Here is a 23,446-nt window from a genome sequence, read left to right as displayed (position 1 = left end):
AAAGCTTGGTAAATAATGGTCACAACACAGAATAACGCAGTGCTCGATAACGAATTACCGGATATGGAAACCGTCATGCCGCGCTTGACGGCAGAAGTGGATGCAGCTGGTGCCGCGCTGATTGCAGATGTCGCAAAGTGGGCTAGCACATTGCCGGATGCGGATTCCGAGGTCGGTAATGCGCGCTGGCAGCATGCATTGGGGACCGCATTGCAAGTAGCGGAATTGCATCTGGATGCGGAAAGCGTGGCAGCCGCATTGCTACACGGTGTTTCGCTGGAAGAGCCTTTGCCGGTCGCGGAGCCGGTTCTGGCACTGGCGCGCGGTGTGGCAAAAATGGATGCGGTGGGGCAGCTGATTGCCGGTAATGAAGGCGAACGCCGCGATGGGCACAGTCAGGTCGAGAGCTTGCGGCAAATGTTGCTGGCGATGGTGGAAGATGTGCGCGTAGTATTGATCAAGCTGGCGGAACGCGCCTACACCTTGCGCGTGCTGACGCAAAGCGACGATGAAGCGGCGCGGCATCAGGTGGCGCGCGAAGTGCGCGAGTTGTTTGCGCCTCTGGCGAATCGTCTGGGGGTATGGCAAATCAAATGGGAAATGGAGGATCTGTCCTATCGCATTCTGGAGCCGGACAATTACAAGCGCATCGCGCGTCTGCTGGATGAAAAGCGGCTGGATCGCGAACGCTACATTGCGGATGTGGTGGATATCCTGCAGAAAGAGCTGGCTGCGGCGGGGATAGCGGCCGAAGTCACCGGACGCCCCAAGCATATTGTCAGCATCATCAACAAGATGAATCGCAAGCGGCTGGCGTTCGAGCAGCTGTACGACATTCGTGCAGTACGCATCCTGGTGCCGGAATTGAAGGACTGCTACACCGCATTGGGGATGATACATCACTTGTGGCAGCCGATTTCGGGCGAATTCGACGACTATATCGCCAATCCCAAGAGCAATGATTACCGCTCACTGCACACGGGCGTCATCGGTCCGGAAAACAAGGCGCTGGAAGTGCAGATACGCACCTTTGATATGCACCGTCATGCTGAACTGGGGGTGGCGGCGCACTGGCGTTACAAGGAAGGCGCGACCAAAGCGACGGGGGCCGAGGACAGAATCGCCTGGCTGCGGCAGATTCTGCAGTGGAAGGATGAGGTTGCCGACGGCCGCGAACTGGCGGAGCTGTTCAAGAACGAGTTGTTCCAGGATCGTATTTACGTGCTGACCCCGCAAGGGCGGGTGATCGATCTGGCTGCCGGTGCGAGTCCGGTGGACTTTGCCTATCATGTCCACTCCGATCTGGGACATCGTTGTCGCGGAGCGAAGGTGGACGGCGTCATTGTGCCGCTGAATACGCCGTTGAAAAATGGCCAGCGCGTCGAGATACTGACGGTGAAACAGGGTGCGCCCAGCCGCGACTGGCTGAATCCGGCACTGGGTTATCTGGTCACGCCGCGGGCGCGTGCCAAGGTACGGCACTGGTTCCGTTACCAGCATTTCGAGGAAAATGTTGCGCAGGGTCGGGATATATTGGATCGCGAAGTACGGCGGTTAGGCGTGTCCGACGTGAATCTGGACAAGCTGGCGGTCAAGCTGGGCGAGCCCAAAGGGGATGAGTTTCTGGCTGCGATCGGTCGCGGGGATATCAGTGCCCGTCAATTAGTGGATGCCATTCAGACGCAAATGGCGCCGCAGCCTGTATTGGAGCCGGTCAAACGCGGTCCGCGCCCGGCGGCGAAATCGAGCGGGCACGACATTCTGATTGAAGGGGTGGACAATCTGCCGGTGACGCTTGCGCGGTGCTGTCAGCCTGCGCCTCCCGCGGCGATTGTCGGTTATGCCACGCAGGGTCGCGGCGTGACCATTCATCGCCGCGACTGTCCTAATATGTTGCGTGTAGAAGGTGAGCGCAAGGCGCGGTTGCTTGCGGCGAGCTGGGGCGAGGAAAGCGAGCGTTTTGTTTGCGAAATTGCAGTGGAGGCGTTCGACCGGCATGGTTTGTTGCGCGATATCTCGGATATCTTTACCAAAGAGCATATGCCGGTAATCCGTGTTAATACAGATACCGCAGAAGGTATGGCGACTATGCATTTCCATTTGCATTTCACCAGTTTGCAACAGTTAAATCGTGCCTTGGCGCGTATCAAGCGATTATCCAACGTAGTTAATGCGGCACGGGTTAATTAATCCGTGCCTATCAGTATTTTGTAGCGCTCATCAGGCGCGATTTGGTAAGGAATGAAAATGGAACCTGTACAACACGTGGATTTTGTACTGGAACGCGATTTTGTTGAGTTGAACCAGTTGTTGAAACTGGCAGGGATCGTGGATAGTGGCGGAGCAGGCAAGCATCTGGTAGCAGAAGGGATAGTGCGGGTGAATGGGTTGGTCGAGTTGCGCAAGACTTGTAAAATCCACGAAGGTCAAATTGTGACAGTCGGTGATATCGAGATTAAAGTTTGGTCAAAAAGTGACGTTAATAAATAAATTAAATTATTTTTAAATTTATTTAAAAAAATTTTATTATAAATCAATTGATTAAGTTTTTTTTCGAAAAAAAGTGAATTTTTTTCGAAAAACTCCTAAAGTTTTCCGAATGTTGTCCGATAACACCAATATGAGAAATATTTTTCTCCGTAAAAATTATGGTTTTTAACTTTTAAGGGTGTTTAGTACTTACATAGTCGCCTTTTCCTGCTTACTGTTTATAAGTGATTTTGTCCTTGTAAATACTGGTTTTTTTACTCCGCTCATGAAAATATCTTCTGATTTTTTTCATGATTTCTGACGCATTCGTAAGATGAATGCCGTCTTTCCTGTTTATTGCCGTCTTATCAAAAATACCGATTAGGGCTTATTTGCGCTTTTTTGTTCCCGTTTCAATATGCTAACCACTTGTCACGCAAATCGCGCGGCACATAATAGAGTTGGCTTTTGGGGAGAATGGGAATGACTGTAAATGATATGTTGGCTGAAATCCGTGATGCTAATCTGAGCTATTTGATGCTGGCTCAGCAGATGATTCGTGCTGATAAGGCAACAGCTATTTTTCGCCTTGGTATTGATGCACAAATTGCCGAATTGATCGAAGGTCTGAGCAATGCGCAGTTGCTGAAACTGTCCGGCACGAATATGATGCTGGCGCGCTTCCGTTTCGACGATGGTGCCATATTGGGGATGCTGACCAACTATAATAAAGATCGCGCGTTAGCGCACTCACATGCGGCCATTTTAATGGCGGGCCAGGCCGTTGAGGAATGCGCTTAAGTACTGATTGCTGATTCACCGGGGACATGAGGCAAATAAAAATGAATAAAAAAAGTGTCATAACAGAAGCCCAGGACATCCAGCTTGCGATTGAGTTGATAAATCTGGGCGCGCGTTTGCAATTACTAGAATCCGAAACATCGCTTTCCCGTGAACGTTTACTCAAGCTCTATAAGGAATTAAAAGGCGTCTCCCCCCAAAAGGCATGTTGCCATTTTCGACAGACTGGTTCTTAACCTGGCAGCCGAACATCCATTCGTCGATGTTCATCAATATTTATCATTATCTGGTCCAGCACGCAGAAATCCAGGGAATTCGTGCCATCATGAAAGCCTATAAGCTCTATCTGGAACAGGTGGGGATCCTGGAGGGCGAGGAAGCGGTGCTGTCTCTAACCAGAGCCTGGACGCTGGTTCGCTTTGTCGAACGCAATATGCTGGCAAAGATTGCGTGCTCCCAGTGCAGTGGCCATTTCGTGATCGATCGCTTCGATTTGAACAGCAATTATGTGTGCGGTTTGTGTCATCTGCCATCTCGTGCAGGTAAAACCAAAAAATTGCGCGAGGAAGTTGCGCTCGCACGTTCCATCTGATTGTTTTCTGGCTTGTTTTTGGTAAATCTCTTTTCTTCCGGATCCAGAATAAATCGACTGCGTAGCGCCTGGCATTTACCTGCCGTGCAGGCATTGTTACTGCAAGGGCTGGCGGCGCTTATGCTCGGTCTGTTTTTGATGGTGTATGAGCGCTTGTTTCCGGTCATGCCCGTTTCGATTGGGGTCGCTGTTATCCTGCAAGGTGCCATCGCTGCGTTTCTGGCGCGCTGGCGTAATTTGGCTGGGTGGTGGTGGGTAATACAATTCTGTTTCCCTTTGGCTCTGTTTTTTGCGCTGGCGCTGCAACTCCCTCCTGTCATGTTTTTAGTCGCATTCCTGCTGTTTTTCGTATTGTATTGGCATACCTTCCGTACGCAGGTGCCTTATTTTCCTTCCAGTGCCGGAGTGTGGGACGCCGTTGCCCAATTATTGCCAGCAGACCGTGCCATTCGTATGGCCGATATTGGCAGCGGTTTGGGCGGTCTGGTATTGAATCTGGCGTCAAAGCGCGAGGATAGTGAGATAATAGGCATCGAACTGGCACCGTTACCGTGGTTTATCAGCTGGGTGCGCGCGCAATTTTCGCAGAGTCGAGGGCGATTTATACGAGCAGACTATGCAGATATGGATTTCTCCCGGTTTGATGTGGTATTTGCTTATTTGTCGCCGGCTGTGATGTCGGCGGTATGGGAGAAAGCCCGCGTGGAAATGCGCCCAGGGTCGTTATTGTTGAGCAACGAATTTGCGATAGAAAATCAGGCGGCGGATCTGATAATACAAACGGAACGGATGCGCACGCCGCTTTATGCATGGTATATTTAACTGCTTGTGGCCATGAGCTTAAGTTCGATCAATAAAAGCCGACAATATCTGCAGAGACAATTTTTCGGTGGTAGGTACGCGGCGAAAGTATCTTTGATCCTGTTCAGGATAAGAATGACGATGGCACCACCTCATTTTACTGGGAGCGGCACGTGTTAGTAATTGTTGGCTATGTAGTCGTATTGGGCGCCGTTTTCGGGGGCTTTGCTTTGGCGGGCGGTCATTTGGCGGCTTTGCTTCAGCCGCTGGAATTGCTGATGATAGGCGGCGGTGCGGCGGGTGCTTTTTTTGTAGGTAATAATGGCAAATCGGTTAAGGCGACTTTGAAAGCGTTGCCTTCGATATTCAAGGGTTCCCATTACACCAAAGCGCTGTATATGGATTTGCTCGCATTGTTGTACGAGATTTTGAGCAAAGTGCGCAAAGAAGGTCTGATGTCGATCGAAGGCGATATCGAGACGCCTGAATCGAGTCCGCTTTTTAGTAAATATCCGACGATTCTGAAAGATCATCATGTCATGGAATTTATGACCGATTACCTGCGATTGATGGTGTCGGGCAATATGGATGCGTTTCAGATCGAAAACCTGATGGATAATGAACTGGACACCCATCATCATGAAGGGTCTGTGCCCGCGCACTGTATTGCCAAATTGGGCGATGGCCTGCCGGCTTTCGGTATTGTCGCCGCTGTCATGGGGGTGGTGCATACGATGGAATCGGTTGGCCTGCCACCCGCCGAACTGGGCATGCTGATTGCACATGCGCTGGTTGGCACCTTTCTGGGTATTCTGCTGGCATATGGATTTGTCGGACCCCTGGCCAGTTTGCTGGAACAGAAGCTGGATGAATCAAGCAAAATGCTGCAGTGCACCAAAATCACGTTGTTGGCGAGCCTGAATGGTTATGCGCCGGCATTGGCGGTTGAATTCGGGCGTAAAGTGCTTTATTCCACCGAGCGTCCCAGCTTCCTTGAGCTGGAAGACCATGTCAAGCAGGCCAAATCCAAATCGTAAGTGAGATAAATTATGGCTGAAGTACGCCCCATTATTGTAAAGCGGATCAAGAAAACCGCTGGCGGCCATCATGGCGGGGCCTGGAAAATCGCTTACGCCGACTTTGTGACGGCGATGATGGCTTTTTTCCTGTTGATGTGGTTACTGGGTTCGACTACCAAGGCTGATTTGAAAGGTATTTCCGAGTATTTTTCGACTCCACTGAAGGTGGCGATGGCTGGCGGTTCCGGAAGCGGTGACAGTTCAAGTGTTATTCAAGCCGGGGGTAAGGATTTGACACGCAAAGACGGACAGGTAAATAAAGCGTCAGACCCTGTCCAGAAAAAAACCTATGATTTGAAGGCTGCGCAAGCCGATCTGGAGAAATTGGAAGCCATGCGCTTAAAAGCCCTTAAAGCGCGGCTTGAAAGCTCGATTGATGCCAATCCCATGCTTAAGCAATTCAAGAAACAATTGTTGCTTGATATCACTACGGAAGGTTTGCGCATCCAGATAGTGGATGAGAAGAATCGTCCCATGTTCGCTTCCGCTAAAGCAGAATTGCAGCCTTATACCAAGGAAATTCTGCATGAAATAGGCAAAATGCTGAACGAAGTGCCCAACAAGATCACCCTGTCAGGCCATACGGATGCCGCACCTTACGCCAATGGCGGAACATCTTACAGTAACTGGGAATTATCGACCGACCGCGCTAATGCTTCACGGCGTGAATTGATTGCTGGCGGCATGGATGAATCCAAAGTGCTGCGAGTGATAGGTTTGGCTTCAGCGATACCTTTTGATAAAGACAATCCGATGAACCCGGTTAATCGCCGTATCAGCATTATCGTGATGAACAAAAAGACCGAAGACGCCGTCATGAAAGACGGAGGTAAATTGCCGTTGTCGGTTACCGATGCGCAGGATGTTAAAGCGGGTTTGACGGTAAACAAGTAAGCCGGTTCCTTCCGCTAGCGACCGAAGCGGCCCATGCTTTTATCGCTCGATTTCGATGTTGTCTATCAGTCGCGTCTGACCCAAATGGGCTGCTGCCAAGATCACCAGTTGCCTGCTGCCAATGCCGGGGAGAGTCAGCTCAGGGGTACGAATGGCGACATAATCAACGCGCCAGCCTTGCGCAGTAAGATGATCTTGTGCGCTTCGTTCAAGCCGGCTGAAATCTTTCGCTCCGTTCAGGATTTGAGCCTTTAAGTCCGTCAACACCTGATAAAGCTGAGGTGCTGCCCGTCGTTCGCTCTCATTGAGGAAACCATTGCGGGAAGATAAAGCCAGACCATCACCTGCCCGCATCGTGTCACCGGCGACGATTTCGATCGGCATTGCAAAATCGGCGACCATGCCACGAATGATCGCAAGCTGTTGATAATCCTTTTTGCCGAATACCGCAGTTTTAGGCTGGGCTATATTGAATAGCTTCATCACGATGGTGGCAACGCCGCGAAAATGTCCTGGGCGGAATGCACCGCAAAGTTCGTTTGCGAACGGCGGCGGCTCTATATGAAAACTTTGCGGCACAGGGAAGAGCTCATCGACGGTGGGCGCAAAAACAATATCGGCCCCTGCGCTATGCAATAATTCCGCATCCTGCGGCAACGTGCGCGGATAGCGTGAGTAATCTTCATGTGCACCGAATTGCAGCGGATTGACAAAGATGCTGACTACGACTTGCTTGGCACAATGCCGTGCTTGAGCAACCAGCGCGAGATGTCCTGCATGAAGATTGCCCATCGTAGGGACAAAAGCGACATCATTATGGTGTGCCCGCCAGGCGCGTAATGCTTCGATGCTGTGAATGATTTGCATGGTCTAGGCGGAATGGAAGCTGTGTTTTTCGGTAGGGAACGTGCTCTTCTTGACTGCAGTGACATAAGCCGTAATGGCAGCTGCAACGCTACCCGCGCCCTCCATGAAATTATGGGCGAAGCGTGGCGGCTTGCCCGGGTTAATACCCAGCATATCATAGAGCACCAGCACCTGACCGTTGCAGTCCACGCCGGCGCCTATCCCTATGGTCGGGATCGCAATCGAGTCGGTAACCTGCTTGGCTAATGTTGCTGGAATGGCTTCAAGCACGATCATGGCTGCGCCGGCATGGGTGAGTGAGTGAGCGTCTGCGATCAGCTGCTGGGCAGCAGCGTCGGTTTTCGCCTGTACCTTATAGCCGCCAAGGCTGTTCACCGATTGTGGCAGCAACCCGAGATGCCCGCATACCGGGATGCCGCGAGCGCTGAGAAATGCAACAGTCTCGGCCATGATCGCGCCGCCTTCGAGCTTGACGCAATGCGCTCCGGCTGCCATGAGTGTACTGGCAGATTGCAATGCCTGGGCAGGGTTGGCTTGATAGCTGCCGAACGGCAAGTCGGCAATAATCAGCGTATTGGCTGCGCCGCGTGCGACGGCTGCCGTGTGATAAGCCATCTCGGCAAGCGTGACGGGCAAGGTTGAACGTTGTCCCTGTACGACCATCCCCAATGAATCGCCGACCAGTATGGCATCAACTCCGGCGGCTTCAAGTTGTGCGGCAAAGCTCGCGTCATAGCCGGTCAGGATGGCGAGCTTTTCGCCTTGGGCGGCGCGTTGCTGCAATGATAATAAATCAGCCATATTTATCCCTTACATCGCCTGATTGAGAAACTCGCGCGGACTGCGCATGGAGGTGATTTTCTGCATTAATAAGGCAAAGTGTTCGTCATTGTCCACGAAATTGAAATGTTCGCAATTGACGATCAACAGCGGGGCGGCTTCGTAACGATAAAAATATCGCGTGTAGCTGTCCGTCAAACGTTCCAGATAATGGATGCTGATATTGTGCTCATAGTCGATGCCGCGTTTATGCACGCGCGTTAATAATACGCTTGGTTTGGCTTGCAGATAAATGACCAGGTCCGGGACCGGCGCTTGCGGTTGCAGTTCTTTGTAAATTGTCTGATACAACCGGAATTCGTCATCATCCAGATTGAGCTCGGCGAACAATGGGTCTTTATCCAATAGGAAATCGCCGACTATGGCGTTGTGGAACAGGTCATTCTGCTGCAATGTGTTGACCTGGCCACTGCGTTGAAACAGAAAGAATAATTGGGTTGCTAGCGCATGGCGTTTCGGATCCTGGTAAAAGCGCGCCATGAACGGGTTCTCACCAGCGTTTTCGAGCAATAACTCCGCATTGAGGTGAGCGGCAAGGCGTTTGGCCAGGCTGGTTTTGCCTGCGCCAATCGGTCCTTCTATTGCAATATAGGGAGACTTGTCGAGTATGTTCATATTGTTATGGAAACGATCATGGTCGAATTCGTGAAACCCTCACAGAAGGGTTTTACCGGGTTAGGGTGTTTGCCGTTATGTGCATATTTATTGAAATATGGCAGGGCAAATCCTGCATCATTTTCTGTATCGGGTTAGTGTCGCTGCCAGCCGTCGTCAACCCGTTGCAAGTCCTGATCGTGGGTCGCGTGCAAGCAGTCGGCCGCTCGCCCATGTCCCGGAATAGCAATGTCCGGCGCGATTTCGACGAGTGGCGCCAGGACAAATGCGCGCTCGTGCATTCGTGGATGAGGCAGAGTCAGGCCCGTATCATGCTGTTGTAACTCATTATATAACAACAAGTCCAGATCAATGACGCGCGGCGCATTGCGGAAAGTTCGCTCACGTCCGAACAGCAGCTCTATTTCCAGCAGTGCGTTGAGCAGTTGATGCGGGGTGAGCGAAGTCTGGATGTGCGCAACGGCGTTTATGAAATCAGGCTGGTCGGCATAGCCGACGGGCGCTGTCAGGTAGAGCGATGACCGGGAACAAAGACGGGTATGCGGTAATGCGGCAATGGCACTAAAGGCGTGTAATGCTTGCTGCGCCGGATCTGCCAGATTGCTACCGATTGCGACAAATGCATGCGCAGGGGTGGCAGTGTTAGTCATTGATAAGCTGGGGTGTTGATATGGGTTTTTTTGGACGTCTGCGGCGTTTCGATTTGGCGGCGGCCGGTTCCTTGACAAGCATGTCGGCTCGTTGAGCTTCATCTGCGTCCTGGAAAGCTGTCCACCAGTCGGCGAGGGTTTGCTCTATTTCACCGCTCTCTGCCCGCAATAACAGGAAATCATAACCGGCACGGAAGCGGGGGTGGCTTAGCAGCCGGTAAGGGCGACTGCCCGAACGCTGTTCAAAGCGCGATTGTAAGCTCCAGATTTCCTTCATCATGCCGTCCAGGCGGCGGGGCACGGCCAGCCGCGCACGCTGATGGTCGAGTGTATCGTCCATGGCCGCGAATAACGCAGGTGCGGCTGTCTCGCCCGCATCCAGGCGTGTCTGGTAATGAACTTGCAGCTCGTGCCAGAGCAGGCTGGCAAATAGGAATGCAGGGGATACCGATTTGCCGGCTTGCAAACGCTGGTCGGTGTTGTGCAATGCGGCGGTGATAAAACGCTTGCCTGCGTCCTGTTCCAATATGCTGTCCAGCATCGGCAGCATGCCCTGATGCAAACCTTCAGCCCGTAGCTGATGCACAGCGCGCAAAGCATGACCTGACAGCAGCAGCTTCAGCATTTCGTCGAATAAGCGCGAAGGCGGTACATTACTCAGGAGTTCGGCTAATTCGGCAATCGGCGCACGCGTGGTTTCGTCAATATGGAAATCGAGTTTGGCCGCGAATCGCGCGGCTCGCAGCATGCGTACCGGATCTTCGCGATAGCGGGTGGCGGGATCGCCGATGATGCGCAAAGTCTTGCGTTTAATATCGGCTACCCCGCCCCGGTAATCCCAGATTTCTTCAGTGTTTGGATCGTAATACAGTGCGTTGATGGTAAAGTCGCGGCGCTCGGCATCGCTCTCCTGATCACCGAAAACGTTATCGCGCACGATACGCCCGTTATCATCGGTAACGTGGCTGGTGTCATCTTCAGTCATTGCGCTGGCACGGAAAGTCGATACTTCTATGGTGTCGCCGCCACACATGACATGTACCAGACGGAATCTGCGCCCGATAATGCGGGAACGCCGGAATAAGTTATGTATCTGTTCCGGGGTCGCGTTGGTGGCAACGTCAAAATCCTTGGGCGTTTTACCCAGCAGCAGATCGCGAACCGCACCGCCGACAACAAAAGCGCTGAATCCGGCTTGTTGCAGCGTATCGGTGACTTTTAGCGCGCAAGGTAATATTTGCGTTCGTGTCAAACCGTGCTGGCTAACGGGTAAACGTTGTAAGCGGGGTTTTTTGGTTGCTTGAGGTTTGTTACCCAAAATGCGTCGGATGAAGCGTTTAATCATGTGGTGAACGCGTGTCTTGTGACGCGCTTGGCAAAGTGGGCATGTTGGTCAATGATTGCGCAGGCTGATGCTGGGCCAACCGTGGGCTTGAGCGTGAGCGTGCAGGGTAGGGTCAGCATCCACGGCAACTGGGTGGCTGACGAGTTCCAGCAGTGGCAAGTCGTTTAATGAGTCACTGTAAAACCAGCTTTCATCGAAATCGTTGAGCTGTTTGTTCTGACTGGCCAGCCATTCATGTAAACGCGTGACTTTACCTTCGCGGAAACTTGGGGTGCCGCTGACTTTACCGGTAAATTCGCCGTTAATCTGTTCGGGTTCGGTGGCGATCAGGTGGGGAATGTCGAATGCGCGCGCGATCGGCGCGGTGACAAAGCTGTTGGTCGCAGTGATAAGTGCAACCAGCGCGGCCTCGTCCAATGCCCGATTCACCAGATTGCGGGCGACCGGGGTGATCATGGGCTGGATTTTCTGCTGCATGAATTCAGCGTGCAAGGCATCCAGTTCGGCGCGGGCTAGCCGGGCTAACGGCCGCAGCTGGAAGTCAAGAAACTCGTGGATGTTCAATGTGCCTGCTTTGTACTGCCGGTAGAATTCGAGGTTCCGGGCTTCATGCAAATCACGATCAACAATGCCGCGTTCGATGAGAAACTGGCCCCATTCATAGTCAGAATCGCCTGCCAGCAGCGTGTTGTCCAAATCAAATAAAACCAGTTTCATATTAATTTATAATTCCCAGAATCTCCACCATGGTTTCTTGCGATCGAAGTTGCCATTGACATATTTGCTGGCAGGAAAGTTCTTTTGCAACACGCGTAATGCGTCATCGCGCAGATCGTTGGTGCCCATTGCGTCATAAGCGCGAACCATTATCGCCAGCCCGAGTTCATTGGCAGGGGCTTGTGGATAATGTACCAACGCATATTGAGCACGATTGACTGCAGCAATGTAGGCGCCGCGCTTGTAATAATATTGCGCGACGTGAACTTCATGCCAGGCAAGCGCGTCTACCAGATACTTCATTCGCGCAATGGCATCCGGGGTGTATTTGCTGTTAGGAAAACGAGTAGACAATTCTCGAAATGACTCAAACGAGCTATTCGCAGAACGAGGGTCGCGTTCGGTCATATCCTGATCTGCTATGCGAGCGAACAGGCTTTGGTCTTCGGTAAAGTTCGCCAGCCCCTTGAGATAGTAGGCGTAATCGACATTGGGATGATTCGGATGCAATTTGATGAAGCGGTCGCATGCGGCAACTGCCGAGACGGGTTCATTGTCTTTATAATATGCGTAAGCCACCTCGAGTTGCGCCTGTTGAGCATAACGCCCGTAGGGATAACGCGCTTCCAGGGTTTCGAATAATTTGATGGATTTATCATAACTACCCGAATTGAGCATATCTTTGGCTTCGGCGTAAATCTTTTGAGCTGACCAATTTTTGGTTTCGTCATTGGTGGTGGGCGTGCTGCCACAACCAACCAACCCAATTAGCAGTAAAACAAGTAAACTTCGTTTCATGACATCATCCGAAAAACAGTTAATAGATTATACATTAAAGCCAACAGCCAGCAGCGTTATCGAACTGGAAATTCCATTTTCCAGCGCTGGCTCCCGACTCGATAGCGCACTGGCCGCATTAATGCCCGAATATTCACGCAGCCGTATTCAGGACTGGATCAGGCAGTCATTAGTGCTCGTCAACGGTCGCGTCCTTACTCCCAAGGATAAGGTATGGGGAGGCGAAACAGTCGCTCTCCATCCGGAACCCCATCCTGCCGAGCTGCCGGCCGTTGCCGAAGACATCGCACTGGATATCGTTTATGAGGATGATAGCATCCTCATCATCAACAAACCTGCAGGATTGGTCGTGCATCCAGGTAGCGGCAACTGGCAAGGTACATTATTGAATGCGCTACTTTATCATGTACCGGAATTAACGCACATACCACGCGCCGGCATCGTGCACAGGCTGGACAAAGATACGAGCGGCCTGATGGTGGTGGCCAAAACCCTGATTGCGCAAACTCATCTGGTTCGCCAATTGCAGGCGCGTACTGTGAAACGCGAATATCTTGCAGTAACGCATGGGGTCATTGCCCAGAATGGGCGTGTGGATGCGCCTATCGGCCGTCATCCGAGCCAGCGCACCAAGATGGCCGTGGTGAGCAATGGCCGCGAGGCGGTTACCCACTATAGTGTGGTGACACGTTTCGCCAGACATACTTTGGTGCGTTGCGCGCTGGAAACCGGACGTACCCATCAGATCCGGGTGCATATGCAGTCGATCGGTTATCCGTTAGTGGGTGACAGCGTTTACAATCGCAGCAGAGCGAATGATATCCAGTGCGCACGGGATTTTCAGCGTCAGGCGCTGCATGCCACACAGCTGGGCTTGATCCATCCGGCCACCGGTGAAATGATGACATGGCAAGCCGAGCCGCCGGATGATTTTTCCCGGCTGATTGAATGTCTGACGGCAACATCGGATTGATGATTTTTTACCAAAACCGCATTATTTTCAATTGATTGAATCGCATGAATTTAAATCTGATCACTCCCGACTGGCCGGCGCCGGAAAAAGTTAAAACGCTGGTGACTACGCGCGAAAAAGGCGTAAGCCAGGGAATATATCATGGGCTGAATCTGGGGGATCATGTAGGTGACAGCTGGGTTGATGTCGCCCAGAACCGCACTCTGGTACGGGAAGCATTGCCGAGCGAGCCGCACTGGTTAAAGCAGCTGCATGGTACTGCGGTCGCATACGCCGATCAATTGAAAGAGCAGGTGGAAGCCGACGCGGCGGTAGCCACGCAAGTGAATACGATATGTGCAGTGCTGACAGCCGATTGTCTGCCGGTACTTTTTTGCGCCACGGACGGAAGTGTCGTTGGAGCCGCACATGCCGGATGGCGCGGGTTGGCGGCAGGCGTGCTGGAACAGACGGTCGAGGTCATGGCGCATCCGCCTGCACGGATCATGGCGTGGTTCGGGCCGGCGATAGGTCCTGCCGCATTTGAAGTGGGTAGTGAAGTGAGGCAGGCGTTCGTTGATGATCTGCCGCAGGCCGCCAGTGCGTTTCGTGCGGGGAAGGCGGGTAAATGGATGGCGGATATATACCAGCTTGCCAGATTGCGTCTTGAACGTATCGGCGTGACCCGGGTTTATGGCGGCGATCTCTGTACCTACAGTGATGCGGCGCGGTTTTATTCGTATCGGCGCGATGGCATGACAGGGCGTATGGGCAGTCTGATCTGGATTGCGGGGCGTTAGTCTGTTCGGTGCCTGCCTGAGGGGTTGGCACGCTAGCGCGCAGGGTAGCGTATAATCATGCTTTCGATTTAGAGTTGGCCGTTCATGTCTGTACTTGCCTGGGTTGTTGTAAGTAGTTTTGTCGGCGGAGCGTTGAGTGTCTTCGCTGCGGCTGTATTTGCATTTGCGGCCCGGCCGAGCTGGATTGGCGGTCTGGTGAGTTATGCGATAGGTGCGTTGCTGGGTGCGGTGTTTTTAGAGATACTGCCGCATGCAATCGAGGTTTCCGGTAACGCGCATACTACCGCGGCTACGGTACTGGCAGGGATTTTCGGGTTCTTCATACTCGAAAAACTGGTGTTGTGGCGCCATTGCCATCATGAAACTTGTGAAACGCACGGCGTGATGCACGAGCATGATGCCCATGACCATGGCCGCAGTGGCTTGATGATACTGGTAGGCGATACTTTCCATAATTTCGTCGACGGGATACTGATCGCAGCAGCATTTCTGGCTGACGTGCAGTTAGGCATCATTACCGCAGTGGCAATTATTGCCCATGAAATTCCGCAGGAAGTAGGCGATTTCCTGATTCTATTGCATTCCGGATTTACCAAATCCCGCGCATTGGCATTTAATTTATTATCGAGTGCCGCCACGTTAGTGGGCGGATTGCTGGCATATTTTGCATTGCAGTCCATGCAGAATTTGATTCCGGTGTTTCTGGGGTTGGCGGCAGCAAGCATGATTTACGTTGCTGTAGCCGATTTGATCCCCGGGTTGCATAAACGGGTAGGGCTGGCGGCGACGATCGAACAGGCTGCGTTGATTGCGGCAGGTGTCGCATCGATTGCATTGACCGAATGGCTGGCGCGCGGTTATGCCTGATTCTCCTGCTCTTCTGCTTTCATGCGGCGATGTTTTCTTCCCGGTGTGTCGAGCAGATAGTAAATCACCGCCAATAAGGTGCCACCAAAAATAAATACCATCGCGCTACTGATCCAGCTGGATGCCGTGACGATAAGCATGATCCAGATGTAGGCAAACGCAAAAAATATAATGTACATAGTGGTTTAATGCCAAAGAAAGATTGTTTAGATGAATATGATTCCAAAAGTAGGCTTTGTTTCATTGGGTTGTCCAAAGGCAACTTCAGACTCCGAACGTATTTTGACTGAATTGCGGGCAGAAGGCTATTTAATTGCGCCGAACTATCAGGATGCGGATCTGGTGGTGGTCAATACCTGCGGTTTTATCGATGCGGCGGTTGAAGAATCGCTTGATGCGATTGGTGAGGCGCTGGCCGAGAACGGCAAAGTGATCGTTACCGGCTGTCTGGGCGCAAAGTCGAATGTGGTACAGCAGGCGCATCCAAGCGTGCTGGCGGTGACCGGGCCGCATGCGACCGCTGAAGTAATGGCAGCAGTGCATGCGCATTTGCCGAAACCGCATGACCCTTATCTCGATCTGGTGCCGCCGCAGGGTATACGTTTAACGCCTGATCATTATGCCTATCTCAAAATATCCGAAGGCTGCAATCATCGTTGCAGTTTTTGTATTATCCCTTCCATGCGCGGCGATCTGGCAAGCCGCCCTGTAGGCGAGGTGATGCAGGAAGCCGAGCGTCTGGCAGAGGCCGGCGTCAAAGAGCTGCTGGTGATTTCGCAGGATACCAGCGCTTACGGTGTCGATATCAAATACCGTACCGGATTCTGGCAGGGTCGCCCCTTGAAGACACGCATGACCGAATTGGCAGCGGCATTATCCGAACTGGATGTCTGGGTGCGATTGCATTATGTTTATCCTTACCCGCATGTCGATGAGGTGGTTCCAATGATGGCGGAAGGCAAGATATTGCCTTATCTGGACATTCCGTTTCAGCATGCCAGCCCCCGCATCCTCAAGGCCATGAAGCGTCCGGCTGCAGCCGAAAACACCCTGGCGCGCATACGCGCATGGCGCGAGATTTGTCCCGAGCTGGTGATACGCAGTACCTTTATTACCGGTTTCCCGGGTGAGACCGAAGCGGATTTCGAACAGCTTATGGATTTTATCGATGCGGCCGAGCTGGATCGCGTGGGCTGCTTTACCTATTCTGCAGTCGAGGGCGCGTCGGCCAATGCCTTGCCTGATCAGGTCCCGGAGGAAATCAAGGAAGAGCGTCGTGCCCGCTTAATGGAGCGGCAAGCGGATATCAGCGCGGATCGTCTTGCGGCGCGTATCGGCCAGACGCTCACGGTGCTGATTGACGAAATTAGCGAAGAAGGCGCCATAGGCCGCAGCTATGCCGATGCGCCGGAAATAGACGGTGTTGTCATTATCGAAGAGGCTGCCGGTCTGGTACCCGGCGAATTCGCTACCGTTAAAATTATCGATAGCGGCGAACATGATTTATGGGGTGAGGCTGTCTGATTTCGGCACGAATATGCTGAAAATCGCGGGAGGCAAATGCTATCCTGCGACGATACTGCGGGATTTGGTTACGCTACTGGTTTTGCCGTCAGGGCCGTAGAAGTTCCCGGTCTTCGTTGACCCGCGTAGTACATTAAGCGTATTCTGATTGCGGCTTAAATGGGTATTGATCAGCAATCCATTGGTATGGTTGAGTTCTTTGGCCGCTTTTACCTGGCCTAGCAGAGCTTGCCAGGCGTCATTGACGGCGTGCGCGGAATTCTGCTGTATCCAGGTTTGCATGCCGGTTTCATCCGGTTGATGTCCAGCCATGGCTAGAATTAAATGGCGCTTGTTCGATAGTTCTGCCAACTTGGCGACGTGCTGAGCCTTTTGCTCTACTATTTGTTTGATTTCTTCAATATTGGCATCGATCAGCAGAGCTTGTTCGTCCTGAATCAGTTTCACCAGATTATGAATGGCCTGATTCTCTTCATCCAGATTCTCCAGTAATCTTGTGCCAAAAGTGCTCATGGTCGACTATTTCCTGCCTTGTAATAAATCCTTGACTGACGAAATCAGTTCGTTGGCGATCTTTTCAGAGTTGACCTGGAACTGCCCGTCGGCGATAGCCAGCTTGATCGCGTCCACTTTTTTCGCATCAAATGCGCTGCTGCCCGATATTTGCGTTTGCAACGCCTGAAGCTGGGAAGACAAAGGCGACAAGGTAACGGTTGCACCGCTGCTGCTTGGTTGTGCCCCGGCAGCTTTGTCAGTCGTTTTTGCCTTGCCAGCGGTGGTCGACCCTACGGTTACGCCCGCGATGTTTTTAACAGAGTCATTGACTTTCATGATGTTTATCTCTTTAGTGAGCGCTCGGGTAATCCGAGCTACAACTGAATTGTCGGCAATATCTTTGCAAACTTTAACATAATCTGCAAAAAAAATTATCAACTTCAGTAACCCACTTCAACTATACCATCTGCCTGGGCGATACCGCTGATAACTTGGCCATTGGCAATCCTGATCTGTACTGATTGTCCTGCATTGGCAGAAGTAAGGGCGCGTCCTTCGGCAGAGACTTCAAAGCCGTTGCCGCCGGATATCAGCCTGACGCTTTGGCCTTGCTGAATGGCTAATTGCACGCGCAATGCATCCATACGTAACGGTGTGCCAGCCGGGATGGACATGGCAACCGTTTTTCCAATGGCCTGATTTGCGTCGGTAATGATGCCGTTTGGCAATTTGGTCAGGTCGCCGGAAGCAAAACTCAGCTGATTGGCGCTCACCAGTTGTCCTTGCGCCAGCGGCGCTGCACTCATGACGTATTGTCCGATTACCCGAATGTCCGCCTGCACATAGATAGTCCAGTTGGCCGGTGCGTTGCAACGTACGCCTACCGTGGTTTTGCCCCAGATACGGCTGCCGGTGGGGATGAACGGTTCCAGCGCGTCGCAGTCAGCCAGATTTAGACGGCTATCAAGATTGCCAACGCTGATTTTTACCTGGCCCGGCAATCCGGTAGTCTGCGTCCGCAGGAATTGTTCGACGCTATGCAGAATTCGAGCCGGATCCTGACGCGGCGCAGATGTTTGAGCAAAACCAAGCATTGGCAGCAAGCATAAGATGGTAAGCAGTGTTTTCATGAGGCAACCGTATCCGATATTCTGATTGCATATTAAATCACCCGGTTTTTCTTAAAGCTAAGAATAAGCCGGGGATTGTTCTCTTATTCGACAGTTTGATATTGAGTAAGGCGATTAAGATAGGAACTGTATCGTAGTGTTATTACGTTGATGGAGGCTGCAATGATAGGACAGTTTGACAATAATATGCAGTTTCATGAAGCCGCGTTACGGTTGCGTGAACAGCGCCAGCAGTTATTGGCTTCCAATATTGCGAATGCCGATACACCTAATTACAAAGCGCGCGATTTCGATTTTAATCAGGCATTGCAGGGCGTGCTGTCGCGAAATGCCAATTCGCCCACTGAGTTGTCCAAAACTGCAGCCGCGCATCTGCCTGGTGTTAATGAGGCTGATTTTGGTGGCGCGTCCTTGCAGTATCGTACTGTGAAGCAGGGCAGTGTGGACGGGAATACCGTGGATATGGACACCGAGCGCAATCAATTTACTGACAACGCGCTGCGTTATGAGGCCAGTCTGACGATGGTCACTGATCGAATCAAAGCCATGCTGGCAGCCATACAGGGGTAATCATCATGTCATTATTCAGCATATTTAATGTGGCCGGCTCGGCGATGAGTGCCCAGGCGCAGCGCTTGAATGTGGTGGCAAGCAATCTTGCCAATGCGGACAGCGCAACCAGCTCCACTGGACAGGTCTATAAAGCCAAGCAAGTGGTTTTTTCCGCAGTGCCGGTGAATGGAGTAGAGGCGACCGGGGTAAAAGTCGATCAGGTGGTTGAGGACAAATCCTCGCCCCGCATGATGTACGATCCCAAAAATCCGCTGGCCGACGCGAAGGGTTATGTTGCGATGCCGAATGTCAATGTGGTGGAAGAAATGGTCAATATGATCTCTGCTTCGCGTTCATATCAAACCAACGTGGACACGATGAACGCGGCCAAATCCATGTTGCAGAAAACGCTGACTATCGGTCAGTAATTAATTTAAGGAGCCATCATGAGCACAGTTCAGGCTAATACCGTTTCATCCAGTCTGTTATCGACGATGAATCCGGGTTCGATTTCGACCCAGAGTTCGACTGCAGCGGCGCAGGATCAGTTTATGAAACTGCTGGTCACGCAAATGCAGAATCAGGACCCGCTTAATCCTATGGATAATGCGCAGATAACCAGCCAGCTGGCGCAGCTCTCCACGGTGTCGGGCATTGAGAAAATGAATGCTACGTTGACGTCGATGATGACCAATTACCAGTCGAATCAAACATTCCAGGCTGCCAGCATGATAGGGCACGGCGTCATGGTGAATGGCTCGGAAACGACTTTGAGCAATGGCAGTGCGTTGTTTGGCGTGGATTTGGCAGGCGCTGCCGACAGTGTGAATGTCACGGTGATGGACGCAAACGGGCTGCCGGTGCGAACCTACGATCTGGGCGCGCAGCAGGCAGGCCTGATTCCCGTCCAGTGGGACGGCACCACTGATAGCGGTGTGGCCGCGGCAGATGGCGCGTATACGTTCAAGGTGAATGCCACTTCGGCCGGTCAGGCCGTGTCGGCTCAGAGTTTGTCTTATGGGCAAGTAGCAAGTGTGGCGAATGGCAGCCAAGGGGTGACATTGAATGTATCCGGTCTGGGTACCGTCAATATGGCTGATGTGCTTCAGATTCTTTAAATAACCGGAAAGACGAGGAGAATAAAATGAGTTTCCAACAAGGGTTGAGTGGCTTGAATGCAGCTTCCAAGAATCTGGATGTGATCGGCAATAACGTTGCCAACTCGGGCACGGTTGGCTTCAAGCAATCGCAAGCCCAATTCGCTGACGTCTATGCCAGTTCCTTGAATGGCTCAGGATCTTCTCAGGTAGGTATCGGTACGAAAGTCTCCCAGGTAGCGCAGCAGTTTACCCAGGGGAATATCACGTCTTCCAATAATCCGCTGGATATCGCGATCAACGGTAACGGTTTTTTTCGTCTAAGTAATAACGGTACGGTCAGCTATTCGCGTAACGGACAGTTCCAGCTTGATAAGTCGGGTTATATCATCAACGCTACTGGCGCACGATTAACCGGTTATACGGCGAATTCCAGCGGTGTGCTGTCGACTGGTGCGCCTGCGGAGATCAATATCAACGCCGCCGATATTCCGCCGCAAGTAACCTCTACCGTCAATGCGGTGCTCAATCTGGATTCGAGTAGTGCCGTTCCTACGGGAGGGGCATTCGATATGACCAACCCAACCACTTACAACAACGCAACCTCGGTGTCGATATACGATAGCCTGGGTAATTCACATACCTTGCAAACATTCTATGTGAAAACCGCAGCCAATACCTGGGATGTCTACGCCGCAGATGACGGTGTGGCGATTGGCTATACTCCGCCAGCCGCAGCCGTGCCGGTCGGCACCCTGACTTTCAATAGCTCGGGCACATTGACCGGTGGTTCGCCTGTCCCCATCGCGGTGCCGGTGACGACAGGTGCCGGAACGCCATTTACGGTCAATGTCGATTATACCGGCACGACCCAGTTTGGTTCGGCCTTCAGCGTCAATTCGCTGAAGCAGGATGGTTATACGTCGGGCAAGTTGAGCGGTTTCAGCACCGGGCCCGATGGCACGATAGTCGGGCGCTATACCAATGGCCAATCGGCCACGCTCGGTCAGGTCGTGTTGGCCAGCTTTACAGACCCGAACGGATTGCAGCCGTTGGGCGATAATGCGTGGGCCGAAACAGCCGCTTCGGGTGCCGCCCTGGTTGGTGCGCCCGGATCAGGGCCGCTGGGCTCGCTGCAGTCGTCGGCGACGGAGGATTCCAATGTGGATCTGACTGCCGAGCTGGTGAACATGATTACCGCGCAGCGCAATTATCAGGCGAATGCGCAAACCATTAAAACCCAGGACCAAGTGATGCAGACATTGGTTAACTTGCGTTAATAAATAGCCGGGCGGGGAGCGTACCATGGATCGTCTGATTTACACAGCAATGACGGGTGCGAAGCATGTGCTGGAACAGCAAAGCAATGTCTCGCACAACTTGGCCAATGCGACGACGACAGGATTTCGCGCCCAGTTGGATTCATTTCGTGCTGTACCGGTAATAAGCGACGGGCTACCGACGCGCACATTCGTTGTCGATTCGACTGTGGGTACGGACTTTACTCCCGGTCCGATCCAGCAAACCGGCAATCCGCTGGATGTCGCCGTGCAGGGTAACGGCTGGATTGCGGTGGATATGGGGAATGGAACCGAAGGCTATACCCGTAACGGCGGCTTGAAGATCAATGAGAATGGCCTGTTGCAAACCCAGAATGGTCTGAACGTCCTGGGCGAGACCGGCCCTATCACCATTCCCCCGGATGAAAACGTGACGATCGCAAAGGACGGAACGGTATCGACCATCCCCCGGACCGGCGTTGCGACTTCGGTCAATGTATTGGGCCGCATCAAACTGGTCAATCCGCCGGAAACGGCGCTGACCCGCGGGGACGACGGATTCTTTCGTACCAGGGACGGCAAGCCGGCGGATGCCGATGCGGCGGTGACCCTGGTGGAAGGCGCGGTAGAGGGGAGCAATGTCAGCGTGGTCTCGGCGATGGTCGATATGATCAGCCTCGGCCGCCAGTTTGAAATGCAGATGAAGTTATTGACGAACGCCGAGAATAACGCCAATAAAGCCAGTCAGATCCTGACTTTGACTTGAAACTGACAAGCGCATAATTCCACCATAAGCAAATTTTCGCGGAGAACAATATGATACGTTCATTATGGATAGCCAGAACCGGACTTGACGCCCAGCAAACGCAGATGGATGTTATTTCCAATAACCTGGCCAACGTCAGCACTAACGGATTCAAAAGCTCGCGCGCAGTATTTGAAGATTTGCTGTACCAGACCATGCGTCAGCCGGGTGCGCAATCCTCCCAGCAGACCCAGCTGCCGTCCGGCCTGCAAATCGGTACCGGCGTGCGTCCTGTGGCGACCGAGCGCCTCTTCACTCAAGGCAACCTGCAGCAGACCGGTAACGACAAGGATGTCGCGATCCAGGGCGCGGGCTTCTTTCAGGTGCTGCTGCCCGATGGCACCACCGCGTATACGCGTGATGGATCGTTCCAGGTGGATAATCAGGGCCAGCTGGTGACTTCCAGCGGATATACGGTGCAACCGGCTATTACGATCCCGGCCAATGCAGTGAGTCTCACGATCGCGAAAGACGGTACCGTTTCCGTGACCCAGCCCGGAGTTACTGCGCCGGTTCAGGTGGGATCGCTGCAACTGGCTACGTTTATCAACCCGGCCGGTCTGGAAAGCCGCGGCGAGAATCTGTATATCGAGACCGCGGCATCGGGTAGCCCGAATACGAATACACCGGGTACGAATGGCGCGGGTTCGGTCAATCAGGGTTATGTCGAAGCTTCCAATGTGAATGTGGCGGTCGAGCTGGTCAACATGATACAGACGCAACGCGCCTATGAGATTAACAGCAAGGCGATAACGACATCCGACCAGATGTTGCAAAAGCTGACGCAGATGTAAATGGTTTGAGCCCGTTATGAAAATCAACGCGATATTATTGGGTATGTCGGCGCTATTGGCAGGTTGTGCAGTCGTGCCCGAGAGTATCGTGCAGCAGCCGATGACGGCAAAACCGCAGCCGGTTTCCACTGTCCAGCCGAATAACGGTGCAATCTATCAGGCGAACGCCTACCGGCCGTTGTTCGAAGACAGACGTGCCCGCCTGATCGGGGATGTGATCACGATCGCGATCAGCGAGAAAACCAGCGCGGGCAAGGCGGCATCGAGTTCAGGCAGCAAGACCGGCAGTATCAATTCGAGCATTCCGACCATCTTCGGCCTGCCGTTCAAGACCTTGCAGGGCATGTCGGTAGCCGCAAGCTCTTCCGGCAAGAATGCGGATAGCGATGTGCTTTCGGCGACCAATAACTTCACCAGTACGTTGACGGTTACGGTGGTCGATGTGCTGTCCAACGGCAATCTGGTCGTCAGCGGGGAAAAACAGGTGGCGCTGGATAAAGGCGTGGAGTACATCCGTTTCTCCGGCGTGGTCAATCCAGATACGATCCAGTCAGGGAATGTGGTTTCTTCGACCCAGGTTGCCGATGCGCGGATCGAATATCGCACCAATAGCCGTATCGATAAAGCGGCGGCCATGGCATGGATGGCACGGTTTTTTATGAATGTATTACCTTTCTAACGA

Annotated in this window: 28 protein-coding genes and 1 pseudogene; 18 read left to right on the top strand and 11 right to left on the bottom strand. The window is 52.6% G+C overall.

The features are described from left to right. The first annotated feature begins 15 nt into the window (after nucleotides 1-15). From CAP31_RS08505 to motB, 7 genes and pseudogenes are all read left to right on the top strand, one after another. Nucleotides 16-2,190 carry a bifunctional (p)ppGpp synthetase/guanosine-3',5'-bis(diphosphate) 3'-pyrophosphohydrolase gene (locus tag CAP31_RS08505; RefSeq protein WP_087447145.1) on the top strand — a complete coding sequence of 725 codons (2,175 nt, stop codon included), beginning with the start codon at nucleotides 16-18 and terminating at the stop codon, nucleotides 2,188-2,190. Nucleotides 2,191-2,247: 57 nt separating this feature from the next. Beyond that, nucleotides 2,248-2,490, top strand: a complete 243-nt coding sequence (locus CAP31_RS08500; protein WP_087447144.1) for an RNA-binding S4 domain-containing protein — start codon at nucleotides 2,248-2,250, stop codon at nucleotides 2,488-2,490. Between the two features lie 462 nt (nucleotides 2,491-2,952). Continuing rightward, nucleotides 2,953-3,270: a flagellar transcriptional regulator FlhD gene (gene flhD / locus CAP31_RS08495; RefSeq protein WP_087447143.1), complete on the top strand. Its 318-nt coding sequence runs from the start codon at nucleotides 2,953-2,955 to the stop codon at nucleotides 3,268-3,270. Nucleotides 3,271-3,296: 26 nt separating this feature from the next. After that, a pseudogene (gene flhC, locus CAP31_RS08490) lies at nucleotides 3,297-3,862 on the top strand (flagellar transcriptional regulator FlhC). An 84-nt stretch (nucleotides 3,863-3,946) separates the two neighbouring features. Continuing rightward, complete coding sequence (locus CAP31_RS08485; RefSeq protein ID WP_223247221.1) at nucleotides 3,947-4,684, top strand: class I SAM-dependent methyltransferase; 738 nt, start codon at nucleotides 3,947-3,949, stop codon at nucleotides 4,682-4,684. Between the two features lie 152 nt (nucleotides 4,685-4,836). Further along, nucleotides 4,837-5,700 (top strand): flagellar motor stator protein MotA, encoded by an 864-nt coding sequence (gene motA / locus CAP31_RS08480; RefSeq protein ID WP_087447142.1) that lies wholly within the window; start codon nucleotides 4,837-4,839, stop codon nucleotides 5,698-5,700. Between the two features lie 12 nt (nucleotides 5,701-5,712). After that, entirely contained in the window at nucleotides 5,713-6,636 is a 924-nt protein-coding gene (gene motB, locus CAP31_RS08475) for a flagellar motor protein MotB (protein ID WP_087447141.1), read from the top strand. A 39-nt stretch (nucleotides 6,637-6,675) separates the two neighbouring features. Here motB and panC read toward each other — a convergent pair whose 3' ends face one another. The 7 genes from panC to CAP31_RS08440 all read right to left on the bottom strand — a co-directional run bounded on the left by panC (nucleotide 6,676) and on the right by CAP31_RS08440 (nucleotide 12,468). Continuing rightward, the gene (panC, locus tag CAP31_RS08470) at nucleotides 6,676-7,503 is read right to left on the bottom strand and encodes a pantoate--beta-alanine ligase (protein WP_087447140.1); all 828 of its coding nucleotides are present in this window, start codon (nucleotides 7,501-7,503) and stop codon (nucleotides 6,676-6,678) included. Between the two features lie 3 nt (nucleotides 7,504-7,506). Further along, nucleotides 7,507-8,304: a 3-methyl-2-oxobutanoate hydroxymethyltransferase gene (gene panB / locus CAP31_RS08465; RefSeq protein WP_087447139.1), complete on the bottom strand. Its 798-nt coding sequence runs from the start codon at nucleotides 8,302-8,304 to the stop codon at nucleotides 7,507-7,509. Between the two features lie 9 nt (nucleotides 8,305-8,313). Beyond that, nucleotides 8,314-8,958 (bottom strand): deoxynucleoside kinase, encoded by a 645-nt coding sequence (locus CAP31_RS08460; protein WP_189836602.1) that lies wholly within the window; start codon nucleotides 8,956-8,958, stop codon nucleotides 8,314-8,316. Nucleotides 8,959-9,092: 134 nt separating this feature from the next. Beyond that, complete coding sequence (folK, locus tag CAP31_RS08455) at nucleotides 9,093-9,608, bottom strand: 2-amino-4-hydroxy-6-hydroxymethyldihydropteridine diphosphokinase (RefSeq protein WP_087447138.1); 516 nt, start codon at nucleotides 9,606-9,608, stop codon at nucleotides 9,093-9,095. Beyond that, nucleotides 9,601-10,953 carry a polynucleotide adenylyltransferase PcnB gene (gene pcnB / locus CAP31_RS08450; RefSeq protein WP_087447137.1) on the bottom strand — a complete coding sequence of 451 codons (1,353 nt, stop codon included), beginning with the start codon at nucleotides 10,951-10,953 and terminating at the stop codon, nucleotides 9,601-9,603. Before pcnB ends, folK begins: the two co-directional genes overlap by 8 nt. A gap of 48 nt (nucleotides 10,954-11,001) precedes the next feature. Then, on the bottom strand, nucleotides 11,002-11,670 hold the full coding sequence (locus CAP31_RS08445) for an HAD family phosphatase (RefSeq protein ID WP_087447136.1): 669 nt from the start codon (nucleotides 11,668-11,670) through the stop codon (nucleotides 11,002-11,004). A 6-nt stretch (nucleotides 11,671-11,676) separates the two neighbouring features. After that, nucleotides 11,677-12,468, bottom strand: a complete 792-nt coding sequence (locus CAP31_RS08440; protein ID WP_087447135.1) for an outer membrane protein assembly factor BamD — start codon at nucleotides 12,466-12,468, stop codon at nucleotides 11,677-11,679. On the opposite strand from CAP31_RS08440, the gene rluD reads away from it, so the two are divergent. The 3 genes from rluD (at nucleotide 12,467) to CAP31_RS08425 (ending at nucleotide 15,087) form a co-directional block, all read left to right on the top strand. Next, nucleotides 12,467-13,441 carry a 23S rRNA pseudouridine(1911/1915/1917) synthase RluD gene (gene rluD / locus CAP31_RS08435; protein WP_087447134.1) on the top strand — a complete coding sequence of 325 codons (975 nt, stop codon included), beginning with the start codon at nucleotides 12,467-12,469 and terminating at the stop codon, nucleotides 13,439-13,441. The genes CAP31_RS08440 and rluD overlap by 2 nt on opposite strands. Before the next feature lie 44 nt (nucleotides 13,442-13,485). Beyond that, nucleotides 13,486-14,220, top strand: coding sequence for a peptidoglycan editing factor PgeF (gene pgeF, locus CAP31_RS08430; protein ID WP_087447133.1), 735 nt, complete (start codon nucleotides 13,486-13,488; stop codon nucleotides 14,218-14,220). An 84-nt stretch (nucleotides 14,221-14,304) separates the two neighbouring features. Next, complete coding sequence (locus tag CAP31_RS08425; protein WP_087447132.1) at nucleotides 14,305-15,087, top strand: ZIP family metal transporter; 783 nt, start codon at nucleotides 14,305-14,307, stop codon at nucleotides 15,085-15,087. On the opposite strand, the gene CAP31_RS08420 is transcribed toward CAP31_RS08425, so the two are convergent. Further along, on the bottom strand, nucleotides 15,078-15,266 hold the full coding sequence (locus CAP31_RS08420) for a hypothetical protein (protein WP_087447131.1): 189 nt from the start codon (nucleotides 15,264-15,266) through the stop codon (nucleotides 15,078-15,080). The genes CAP31_RS08425 and CAP31_RS08420 overlap by 10 nt on opposite strands. Before the next feature lie 31 nt (nucleotides 15,267-15,297). On the opposite strand from CAP31_RS08420, the gene rimO reads away from it, so the two are divergent. Next, on the top strand, nucleotides 15,298-16,611 hold the full coding sequence (gene rimO, locus CAP31_RS08415; protein WP_087447130.1) for a 30S ribosomal protein S12 methylthiotransferase RimO: 1,314 nt from the start codon (nucleotides 15,298-15,300) through the stop codon (nucleotides 16,609-16,611). 39 nt (nucleotides 16,612-16,650) lie between these two features. Here rimO and CAP31_RS08410 read toward each other — a convergent pair whose 3' ends face one another. The 3 genes from CAP31_RS08410 to flgA all read right to left on the bottom strand — a co-directional run bounded on the left by CAP31_RS08410 (nucleotide 16,651) and on the right by flgA (nucleotide 18,236). Further along, complete coding sequence (locus tag CAP31_RS08410; RefSeq protein WP_087447129.1) at nucleotides 16,651-17,124, bottom strand: flagella synthesis protein FlgN; 474 nt, start codon at nucleotides 17,122-17,124, stop codon at nucleotides 16,651-16,653. A 6-nt stretch (nucleotides 17,125-17,130) separates the two neighbouring features. Next, on the bottom strand, nucleotides 17,131-17,442 hold the full coding sequence (gene flgM / locus CAP31_RS08405; RefSeq protein WP_087447128.1) for a flagellar biosynthesis anti-sigma factor FlgM: 312 nt from the start codon (nucleotides 17,440-17,442) through the stop codon (nucleotides 17,131-17,133). 104 nt (nucleotides 17,443-17,546) lie between these two features. Next, complete coding sequence (flgA, locus tag CAP31_RS08400; protein ID WP_087447127.1) at nucleotides 17,547-18,236, bottom strand: flagellar basal body P-ring formation chaperone FlgA; 690 nt, start codon at nucleotides 18,234-18,236, stop codon at nucleotides 17,547-17,549. Between the two features lie 162 nt (nucleotides 18,237-18,398). Between flgA and flgB the strand changes: the two genes are divergently transcribed. From flgB to CAP31_RS08365, 7 genes are read left to right on the top strand one after another with little or no spacing between them, the layout of a single operon-like run. Continuing rightward, the gene (flgB, locus tag CAP31_RS08395) at nucleotides 18,399-18,806 is read left to right on the top strand and encodes a flagellar basal body rod protein FlgB (RefSeq protein ID WP_087448323.1); all 408 of its coding nucleotides are present in this window, start codon (nucleotides 18,399-18,401) and stop codon (nucleotides 18,804-18,806) included. Between the two features lie 5 nt (nucleotides 18,807-18,811). Next, the gene (gene flgC / locus CAP31_RS08390; RefSeq protein ID WP_087447126.1) at nucleotides 18,812-19,216 is read left to right on the top strand and encodes a flagellar basal body rod protein FlgC; all 405 of its coding nucleotides are present in this window, start codon (nucleotides 18,812-18,814) and stop codon (nucleotides 19,214-19,216) included. 18 nt (nucleotides 19,217-19,234) lie between these two features. After that, on the top strand, nucleotides 19,235-19,906 hold the full coding sequence (locus CAP31_RS08385; protein WP_087447125.1) for a flagellar hook assembly protein FlgD: 672 nt from the start codon (nucleotides 19,235-19,237) through the stop codon (nucleotides 19,904-19,906). A 26-nt stretch (nucleotides 19,907-19,932) separates the two neighbouring features. Beyond that, entirely contained in the window at nucleotides 19,933-21,165 is a 1,233-nt protein-coding gene (gene flgE / locus CAP31_RS08380) for a flagellar hook protein FlgE (RefSeq protein ID WP_087447124.1), read from the top strand. A 25-nt stretch (nucleotides 21,166-21,190) separates the two neighbouring features. Then, nucleotides 21,191-21,931 carry a flagellar basal-body rod protein FlgF gene (gene flgF, locus CAP31_RS08375; RefSeq protein ID WP_087447123.1) on the top strand — a complete coding sequence of 247 codons (741 nt, stop codon included), beginning with the start codon at nucleotides 21,191-21,193 and terminating at the stop codon, nucleotides 21,929-21,931. A gap of 50 nt (nucleotides 21,932-21,981) precedes the next feature. Then, on the top strand, nucleotides 21,982-22,764 hold the full coding sequence (gene flgG, locus CAP31_RS08370) for a flagellar basal-body rod protein FlgG (RefSeq protein ID WP_087447122.1): 783 nt from the start codon (nucleotides 21,982-21,984) through the stop codon (nucleotides 22,762-22,764). A gap of 16 nt (nucleotides 22,765-22,780) precedes the next feature. Next, complete coding sequence (locus CAP31_RS08365; protein WP_087447121.1) at nucleotides 22,781-23,443, top strand: flagellar basal body L-ring protein FlgH; 663 nt, start codon at nucleotides 22,781-22,783, stop codon at nucleotides 23,441-23,443. The last annotated feature ends 3 nt before the right edge of the window (nucleotides 23,444-23,446 follow it).

Origin of the sequence: Sulfuriferula sp. AH1, assembly GCF_002162035.1 — a bacterium.
Taxonomy (GTDB): Bacteria; Pseudomonadota; Gammaproteobacteria; order Burkholderiales; family Sulfuriferulaceae; genus Sulfuriferula.
The sequence above is the reverse complement of the archived record's forward strand: the minus strand, read 5'-3'. Positions and strand labels throughout refer to the sequence as shown.